Here is a 9,313-nt window from a genome sequence, read left to right on the forward strand (position 1 = left end):
TCACTGCGGCTGGAATTTCAACCGGCAACTGGTGCGCTGGCGGTTAGCCGCCCCAGATGTAAACAGCTGCGAACAGGAACAGCCAGACAACGTCAACGAAGTGCCAGTACCAAGCTGCTGCTTCAAAGCCGATGTGGTTCTCGGGGGTGAAGTGACCGCGCACGGTGCGCAGGTAGCAGATGAACAGGAAGATGGTACCAACGATCACGTGGAAACCGTGGAAGCCGGTCGCCATGAAGAAGTTGGCGCCATAGATGTTGCCAGCAAAGCCGAAGGACGCGTGGCTGTATTCGTATGCCTGGAACACGCTGAAGATCAGGCCAAGGATGACGGCCAGCAGCAGGCCCGACTTGATGTCTTTGCGGTTGTTCTCGTGAACGAGAGCGTGGTGCGCCCAAGTCGCCGCCGCACCCGAGCACAGCAGGATTAGGGTGTTGATCAGGGGCAGGTGCCAAGGATCAAAGGTCTCGATGCCTTCGGGGGGCCAAACGCCGCCAACGGCGGGCATGGGGTACAGCGCGTGCTTGAAGAACGACCAGAACCATGCCGCAAAGAACATGACTTCGGACATGATGAACAGGATGAAGCCGTAGCGCAGACCAATCTGAACAACGGGAGTGTGGTCGCCCGCCTGGTTTTCCGAGATGGTGTCCGACCACCAGCCAAACATGACGTAGAGAACGCCGACGAAGCCGATGAGGAACATCCAAGGGCCGCTTTCCTTCATCCAAAGGACCGCGCCGAACAGCATGACAAAGCCGGCAATCGAGCCAAGGAAAGGCCAAATGGATGGGGGCAGAACGTGGTAGTCGTGGTTTTTTGCGTGCGCCATTGAAGGTCCCTCGTTGGAAGGCTTAGTTAATTTCTGTTGTTTTTTCGGTCTCGAGTGCCGCCTGATAATCAGTATCGGCGAGATCCATCTCGTGGAAGGTATACGAGAGTGTGATGTGCTTGGCGTATTTCGCCTCGGGGTCATCTACAATCTCGGGGTCGACATAGAAGGTCACGGGCATCTCGACCCGCTCTCCTGGCTGTAGCACCTGCTCGGTGAAGCAGAAGCAAGCAATCTTTACAAAGTACCCGCCCGCTGCAAAGGGCGCGACATTGTAGCTGGCAGTGCCTGCCACAACGTGATCGGTCGGGTTATAAGCCTCGTAGAAGGCAAGGCCGCTTTCGCCGATGCGCAGTTCCATCTCGCGCTGCATGGGTTTGAATTCCCATGGCATGCCGCGCTCTTTGGAAGCGTCGAACTTGATCTTGATGGTCTGATCCAGAATCGTTTCGGATTCCGAGGTCGCAACCTGAGTCTCGCCGCCAAAACCGGTGACACGGCAGAACAGGTCATAAAGCGGGACAGCCGCCCAAGCGAGCGCGCCCATGACCAGAACAACTGAAACCAGTTGTACGACTGTTTTCTTTTTGCCTTCCATCATTGTCCTCCTTCCGGAGTGGTAAGTGACGGACGGGCGGTATGATCGAACGCTTCGACTTTGCCGCCGTTCTGCACCTTGACCACAGTCAACAGGAACACCAGCGCAACGAACCCGATCAGGACCGCAAGCAGACCGAAGTTCCGGCCGCGGCGACGCTGGTGAAGTTCATGGTCGGGACGGAAATTGCTCATACCCAGCCCCCAAGGCCGATGCCCATGCGCACCAGCACGGCATCCGCTAGAATCGCGGTGAACAGCAGGAACAGGTATAGCAGCGAAAGTTTGAAGAAGCTGCGCTCCGCTGCGTAGTTGTCACCTTCGGCCTGCTCTTCGTTGCGGCGCAGGATGGTCCACGCGCCCTTGATGAACAACAGGTTCAGAATGACGGCAGTCGCCAAGAAGACAGGCCCGTTCAGCGCGGTGAAGGACATGCCAACCGACAATGCTGCCAGCAGAACGGTGTAGGCAAAGATCTGAATGCGCGTGTTGCGGCGACCGTGGGTGACGGTCAGCATCGGCACTTTCGCATCCGAGTAGTCAGACTTCATGAATAACGCCAGCGCCCAGAAGTGGGGCGGGGTCCAGAAGAAGGTGATCGCGAACATCATGATCGATTCGATCGAAATATCACCCGTGGAGACGGCCCATCCGATCATCGGAGGGAATGCGCCTGCCGCACCACCGATCACGATGTTCTGCGGAGTCGAGCGCTTGAGCCACATGGTGTAGATCACGACGTAGAAGAAAATGGTAAATGCCAGCAGGCCAGCCGCGACAAGGTTCGACGCAAGGCCCAGCATAATGACCGAGAGGCAAGATAGAGCAATACCGATGGCGAAAGCCTCGTCACGGGTGACTTTACCTGCGGGGATCGGACGCTTTTGGGTCCGCTTCATGATGCGGTCGATGTCAGCGTCGTACCACATGTTCAGGGCGCCAGATGCGCCACCGCCCAATGCGATGAACAGAATCGCCGCAAAACCTTCGATTGGGTGAACAGAACCGGGGGCAACAAGCAAGCCCACCAGCGCCGTAAAGACGACGAGGGACATCACGCGTGGCTTCAGAAGGGCGAAGTAATCGCCAAAGCTGGCCTCGGTGGTCTGGCTGCTGTCAAAGCTGGTATCGCTCATGGCGGATCCGTCTCGATGGCTAAGGGTCTATTTGGGTGAAGGCCCGCCCCGACCGTCCACGCGGAACGTTATCGGGGCGGGCCTAAAGTTTGGGTGCGTTACTGCGCCGAAGCGACCTGGTAGGCCTGCGGAATGCCTGCGAACTCTTCTTTCGCGCCTGCCAGCCACTGCTGGTAGGCCTCTTCGCTGACAACTTTGACAGTGATGGGCATGTATGCGTGGTCTTTGCCGCAGAGCTCCGAGCACTGGCCGAAGTAAACGCCTTCGCGCTCTGCTGCGAACCACAGTTCTGCCAGACGGCCGGGAACCGCGTCTTGCTTTACGCCGAATGCGGGGATGGTCCAGCTGTGGATCACGTCCGCGCCGGTGACTTGCATCACAACAGTGGCACCTACAGGCACGACAACTGCGGTGTCGGTGGCCAGCAGGTATTCGTCTTCGTTGTAGCCGTACTCTGCCAAGTCTTCTTTGGGCAGCATGAAGCTTTCGAAGCCAAAGCCTTCGTCAACATACTCGTAGCCCCAGTACCACTGGTAGCCGGTGACTTTGATGGTGATGTCGCCCTCGGGGATTTCCTGCTGCTTGAACAAAACGGGCAGCGAGAACGAGCCGATGAAGACCAGAATAACGATCGGTACAATGGTCCAAGCGATTTCCAGCGGCGAGTTGTGCGTAAAGGTCGCCGGCTTGGGGTTCGACTTTTCATTGTAGCGGACGATGATGAACGCCATCAGCGCCGAAACGAACAGAACGATCGCGGTGATGATCACGAGGATCATGCTGTCCAGCCAGTGAATGTCACGGGCCAGTTCGGTCCCTGCCGCTTGGAAAGCAGCGCCCGCATCGTGGGGCTTACCAAGCACCTCGAGCCCGTCTTGGGCCAAAGCGGGAAGCGGAAGCATAAGGGCCATAGCGGCCAGCATTTTGGTCAGAAGTCGCATATTACACCCTGATCTTATTCGGCATTAAGCGCGTTGTTGCGGGGGACTGACAAGCATTCACCCGGAATCCATTGTGTTCAGTCCTGCAAAAACCATATTCTGTCACTCGGAACAAGATAGCGAACCGCGTCAAAGGGCCGCTTTTTTGATCCAAGTCAAAGACGGACCTTCAGGAGAACCCATGTCAACCGACACTTTCCGCCCATTCGAGACCCTCATCGACCGCGAAACCGCCCTTGGGCAACTGCGTGGGGCCGTTGACGGAGCCGACGACGGAGAGCTGTTTCTGGAACGTCGCCGCTCTGAGGTCGTCGCCTACGACGATGGTCGGTTGCGTACTGCATCTTATGACGCAAGCGAGGGATTCGGTCTACGGGCAGTGCGCGGCGAAGTCGCTGGTTACGCGCACTCGACCGAAATCACCGAAGGGGCGCTGTCTCGCGCCAGCGAAACTGCGCGTTTGGCCGTGGGCGATGGCGGCGGCACTCTTGCTCTGCCCCCCGAAGGTACCAACCTGAAGCTTTATGGCGATATGGACCCAGTCGAAGAGCTGGCTTTTGCGACCCGCGTGGACTTGCTCAAAGAAATCGACGCGTACTTGCGTGCCGCCGACAAGCGCGTGGTCCAAGTGACCGCGAGCCTCGCCGCGTCTTTGCAAGAGGTCGAAATACTGCGCCCCGAAGGTCACAGCGTGACCGACGTGCGACCCATGGTGCGCCTGAATATAAGTGTGATCGTCGAACAGGACGGACGCCGCGAATCCGGCAGCGCAGGTGGAGGTGGCCGCCATGGATTGGCGCCGATCGTAACTCTGCAGCACTGGAAATCCGTCGCAGACGAAGCGCTGCGCATAGCCGTTGTGAACCTGAGCGCTGTGCCCGCCCCTGCGGGCGTCATGGACATCGTCCTTGGGCCGGGTTGGCCGGGCATTCTACTGCACGAGGCGGTGGGTCACGGGCTTGAGGGTGACTTCAATCGCAAAGGCACCAGCGCGTTTGCGGGCCTAATGGGACAACAGGTTGCAGCCAAAGGTGTGACTGTTCTGGACGATGGCACCATCCCCGACCGCCGCGGCAGTATCACCGTCGATGACGAGGGCACCCCGAGCGGCAAGAACACCCTGATCGAGGACGGCATCTTGGTCGGCTACATGCAGGATCGCCAGAATGCGCGGCTGATGGGTGTCAAACCCACTGGCAATGGGCGGCGCGAAAGCCACGCCCACATTCCTATGCCCCGCATGACCAACACGTATATGCTCGGCGGTGACTCGGACCCTGCCGATCTGGTCAGCAGCATGAAGGACGGCATCTACGCTGTCGGCTTTGGCGGAGGGCAGGTGGACATCACCAACGGCAAGTTCGTCTTCTCCTGTACCGAGGCTTACCGCGTCACCAATGGTGTCGTCGGCGCCCCGATCAAAGGTGCGACGCTAATCGGGGATGGGGCAACAGCGCTGCAGAACATCCGCGGGATCGGAAACGACATGCAACTGGACCCCGGAATGGGCAACTGTGGCAAGCAGGGCCAGTGGGTGCCTGTCGGCGTTGGCCAACCCAGCCTGCTTATTGGCGGCCTCACCATCGGCGGATCGGCCGTCTAAGTCATTTTCCGTTAGGCTTAACCGCTGATTAAGACTCGGTGGGGTATTCATGATTCTGCAAGACGGCGGAGACATGATGCCCCACCAAACTCACTCTTCCAGTCCCCACCCACTCCCACCCACCACGGAAGACGAGCGGGTTTCATGGCTTCGCCTCTTGCGCTCGCGCCGAGTCGGCATTGCGACCTTCTACCGGCTGATGTCGGAGCACGGCTCAGCGGATGCCGCACTTGATGCACTTCCTGACATCGCCAAAGCCGCTGGGGTCGACAGCTACGCCCCCTGCCCGCCCGAAGTCGCCTTGGCCGAGATGAGCAATGGGCGCAAAGCCGGTGCCCGCATGATCTGTTATGGCACACCGGATTATCCAGACAGCCTGACCGACCTACCTGATCCGCCCCCGATTCTATGGGCGATCGGCGAAACGGCGTTGCTCAATCGTCCGATGATCGCACTGGTGGGCGCACGCAATGCATCGTCGCTCGGCCTGCGGATGACGCGCAAACTGGCGCAGGAACTTGGCGAGGCGGGATATGTGGTCGTCTCGGGCCTTGCACGCGGGATTGACGCCGCCGCGCACGAAGTCAGCCTGAACTCTGGGACGATTGCCGTTATGGGCGGCGGAGTCGACATTATTTATCCGCAGGAAAACGCGTCGATCGCGCAGGGAATCGCGTCCCAAGGCCTTCGCCTGTCCGAGGCTCCGATGGGGGCCACGCCGACCGCGCGTCATTTCCCAGCCCGCAATAGAATCATCGCAGGCCTGAGTCGCGCACTAGTTGTTGTCGAAGCCGCCGCGAAATCCGGCAGTTTGATTACCGCAAGAAATGCACTGGATTTGGGGCGCGACGTTCTGGCCGTTCCCGGACACCCATTCGATGCCCGCGCTTCGGGCTGCAATATGTTGATCCGAGATGGTGCAATCTTGGTCCGCAGCGCCAGCGACGTTATCGAAGCGCTTTCTCCTTTGTGCGAAGAGCCGCAGCTTCCGCTCGAGCCACCGCCTGAGCCTGCCAAAGATACCAGAACCAAAGAACAAACCTTTGCCCTGCACCGCGAAATCTTAGGCCGTCTCGGGCCCTGTCCACTGGCCGAAGACCAACTGATCCGCGATCTATCTGAGCCTGCGCATCATGTGACGTCTGTGCTGGTAGATCTGGAATTGGACGGCCGAATACAGCGCCAACCTGGCGGCCTGCTCGCGCGGCGATCATGACAGTCAGGTTTGCCGGAGTTTCCAGCAAAGATTGACATTCCCCCCTTGCACCCCACATGTTGCGCCGCCATACGCCACCTGAACCCATCGCAAGAGGTGCCCTTCATGCCCGTCGTCGTCGTCGAGTCCCCGGCCAAAGCCAAGACCATTAATAAGTACCTCGGCAAAGACTACGTTGTGCTCGCCTCTTATGGTCACGTCCGCGATCTGCCCGCCAAGAACGGTTCTGTGGATCCCGATGACCAGTTCGCGATGACATGGGAGGTCGGGGCTGACTCGCGCAAACATGTCAAAGCGATTGCAGATGCGCTCAAAGACGACGACTCGCTTATTCTCGCGACTGACCCTGATCGCGAAGGAGAGGCCATCAGCTGGCACTTGCAGGAAACTCTGACCAAGCGTCGCGCGATCAAAAAGTCGACCGAAGTCAAACGGGTGGTGTTCAACGCGATCACCAAGACTGCTGTGACAGAGGCGATGAAAAACCCCCGTGATGTGGACCAGCCGCTGGTGGACGCCTATCTGGCGCGCCGCGCGCTGGACTATCTGGTGGGCTTCAACCTGTCGCCGGTTCTGTGGCGCAAACTGCCCGGCGCGCGCAGCGCGGGCCGTGTGCAGTCCGTCTGCCTGCGTTTGATCGTCGAACGAGAGATGGAGATCGAGGCGTTTCAGGCCCGTGAATACTGGACCGTCAAAGCCTTGTTGGCCAACGCCCGCAATCAGGAATTCGAAGCCCGTCTGACCGAATACGCGGGCAAGAAGCTGGATAAGTTCGATCTGGCCGACCAGACCGCTGCCGAACTGGCCGTGCAGGCGATCAACAGCCGCGATCTGACGATACGCTCGGTCGAAGCAAAGCCCGCCAGCCGGAACCCTTCGGCACCCTTCATGACCTCTACCCTGCAGCAGGAAGCCAGCCGCAAATTCGGCATGGGTGCCCGCCAATGTATGAATGCTGCCCAGCGTTTGTACGAAGCCGGTCACATTACATATATGCGTACCGACGGCATCGATATGGCTCCCGAGGCCGTGACTGCCGCCCGCGAGGCGATCAAAGATCGTTACGGTGCGGAATACGTGCCCTCGTCGCCGCGCATCTACAAGAACAAAGCCAAAAATGCGCAGGAAGCCCACGAGTGTATCCGCCCCACGGATATGACCAAGGACGCTGCTGCGCTGAAGCTGAAAGAACAAGATCAGGCCCGCCTCTATGATCTGATCTGGAAGCGGACACTGGCCTGCCAGATGGAAGGCGCGCGTCTGGAGCGCACCGTGGTCGATATTGCCAGCGCGGATGGCCAAGTGGTGCTGCGCGCCAATGGTCAGGTTGTCCTGTTCGACGGCTTCCTCAAGGTCTACGAAGAAGGCCGCGACGATGTTGTGGACGAGGATGACAAGCGCCTGCCGCACCTGACCGAAGGGGAAAAGGCCGACAAACGCGAGGTCGCCCCCGAACAGCACTTTACCCAGCCCCCGCCCCGCTACACCGAGGCGACGCTGGTGAAACGTATGGAAGAGCTCGGCATCGGCCGTCCCTCGACCTATGCGTCGATTGTGACCACGATTCAGGAACGCGAATACGTCACCAAGGACAAGAACCGCCTGATTCCCGAGGATAAAGGCCGGATCGTGACGATCTTTCTCCTGAATTTCTTCAAGCGCTATGTGGAGTATGACTTCACTGCCGCGCTCGAAGGCGAGCTGGATGACGTGTCCGCAGGCGACCGCGACTACAAGGACTTGCTGGCGCGATTCTGGAAGGATTTCCACGCCGCGATCGAGGAAACGAGCGAGCTGCGTATCGCCGAAGTGCTCGATGTGCTGGATGACGCACTCGCGCCTCAACTCTACCCGCCTCGCGAGGACGGCAGCGATCCCCGCACCTGCCCCCAGTGTGGCGCAGGCCAGCTACACCTGAAAACCTCGCGCACAGGCGGGTTCGTCGGCTGCTCGAACTACCCCGAGTGTCGTTACACTCGCCCGATCAATGGCGATACCGATGATTCCGGCGACCAGATTCTGGGGGAAGACGAGGACGGCAACGAGATCAGCCTGCGCTCTGGCCGCTTTGGCCCCTATGTGCAGCGGGGCGAAGCGACCGCAGAACAGCCAAAGCCTGACCGTTCCAGCCTGCCCCGCGGTTGGTCCAAGGACGAGATGGATCTGGACAAGGCGCTGCTGCTGCTGAGCCTGCCCCGCGAAGTTGGTCCCCACCCCGAGGACGGCGAAATGATCGAAGCTGGCATTGGTCGCTACGGTCCCTTCGTCAAACACGGCAAACTATATGCGAACCTCAAAGAGGTGGACGACGTCTTTACCATCGGCATGAACCGCGCCGTCGAAGAGTTGGCGAAAAAGGCCGAGAGCCGTGGTCGCCGTGGCGCGGCCAGCACTGCCAAGCCCTTGAAAGAACTGGGGGACCACCCTGATGGCGGCGCGATGAACGTTTATGACGGCCGCTACGGCCCCTACGTGAAGTGGGAAAAGGTCAACGCGACCCTGCCCAAAGACGTGGAGCCAGCCGATGTGACCGCCGAAATGGCGATCGAATTGGTGAACGCCAAGGCATCGAAAAAGGGCACCAAAAAGAAGGCCGCGCCCAAGAAAGCCGCTGCCAAGAAGGCCCCTGCGAAAAAGACCGCAGCGAAGAAAACCACCAAGAAAGCGGCCGACTCGGAAGAGTAAGCTCTTGGGCGATCGCTAAATTGACAAAAGCCGCGGCGCGATACTGCGCCGCGGCATTTTATTGACTTGAGGCACCCTGCCCGCCACAGTCGCCTCCGAGATACACGGAGGATTTTTCTAATGAACAAAGTGTATGGCAGCGCGTCGGAGGCCTTGGACGGTCTGCTGCGCGACGACATGCTGATCGCGGCAGGGGGCTTTGGCCTGTGCGGGATTCCCGAACTGCTGATTGATGCGATCGTGGAAAGCGGGGTCAAAGGTCTGACCGTTGCGTCGAACAACGCCGGTGTGGATGGCTTTGGC

Annotated in this window: 9 protein-coding genes; 4 read left to right on the forward strand and 5 right to left on the reverse strand. The window is 59.4% G+C overall.

Annotated elements, in window-relative coordinates:
* Positions 1-43: 43 nt before the first annotated feature.
* The 5 genes from N4A58_RS13740 to coxB all read right to left on the reverse strand — a co-directional run bounded on the left by N4A58_RS13740 (position 44) and on the right by coxB (position 3,506).
* Positions 44-832: a cytochrome c oxidase subunit 3 gene (locus N4A58_RS13740; RefSeq protein WP_072705730.1), complete on the reverse strand. Its 789-nt coding sequence runs from the start codon at positions 830-832 to the stop codon at positions 44-46.
* A 22-nt stretch (positions 833-854) separates the two neighbouring features.
* Complete coding sequence (locus N4A58_RS13745; protein WP_293710489.1) at positions 855-1,430, reverse strand: cytochrome c oxidase assembly protein; 576 nt, start codon at positions 1,428-1,430, stop codon at positions 855-857.
* A complete protein-coding gene (locus tag N4A58_RS13750) occupies positions 1,430-1,624 on the reverse strand; it encodes a hypothetical protein (RefSeq protein WP_072705726.1) in 195 nt (64 codons plus the stop codon). Before N4A58_RS13750 ends, N4A58_RS13745 begins: the two co-directional genes overlap by 1 nt.
* On the reverse strand, positions 1,621-2,565 hold the full coding sequence (gene cyoE, locus N4A58_RS13755) for a heme o synthase (protein ID WP_293710491.1): 945 nt from the start codon (positions 2,563-2,565) through the stop codon (positions 1,621-1,623). Before cyoE ends, N4A58_RS13750 begins: the two co-directional genes overlap by 4 nt.
* A gap of 98 nt (positions 2,566-2,663) precedes the next feature.
* Positions 2,664-3,506 carry a cytochrome c oxidase subunit II gene (gene coxB / locus N4A58_RS13760; RefSeq protein WP_293710493.1) on the reverse strand — a complete coding sequence of 281 codons (843 nt, stop codon included), beginning with the start codon at positions 3,504-3,506 and terminating at the stop codon, positions 2,664-2,666.
* A 181-nt stretch (positions 3,507-3,687) separates the two neighbouring features.
* Between coxB and tldD the strand changes: the two genes are divergently transcribed.
* From tldD to N4A58_RS13780, 4 genes are all read left to right on the forward strand, one after another.
* Entirely contained in the window at positions 3,688-5,109 is a 1,422-nt protein-coding gene (gene tldD / locus N4A58_RS13765) for a metalloprotease TldD (protein ID WP_293710495.1), read from the forward strand.
* 49 nt (positions 5,110-5,158) lie between these two features.
* Entirely contained in the window at positions 5,159-6,325 is a 1,167-nt protein-coding gene (dprA, locus tag N4A58_RS13770) for a DNA-processing protein DprA (RefSeq protein WP_293710497.1), read from the forward strand.
* Positions 6,326-6,430: 105 nt separating this feature from the next.
* A complete protein-coding gene (gene topA, locus N4A58_RS13775; RefSeq protein WP_293710499.1) occupies positions 6,431-9,010 on the forward strand; it encodes a type I DNA topoisomerase in 2,580 nt (859 codons plus the stop codon).
* A 120-nt stretch (positions 9,011-9,130) separates the two neighbouring features.
* Positions 9,131-9,313 (forward strand): CoA-transferase (locus N4A58_RS13780; RefSeq protein WP_293710501.1); only part of this gene is annotated, 183 nt, incomplete at its 3' end.

It is taken from the genome of Donghicola sp. (assembly GCF_025210255.1).
Taxonomy (GTDB): Bacteria; Pseudomonadota; Alphaproteobacteria; order Rhodobacterales; family Rhodobacteraceae; genus Donghicola; species Donghicola eburneus.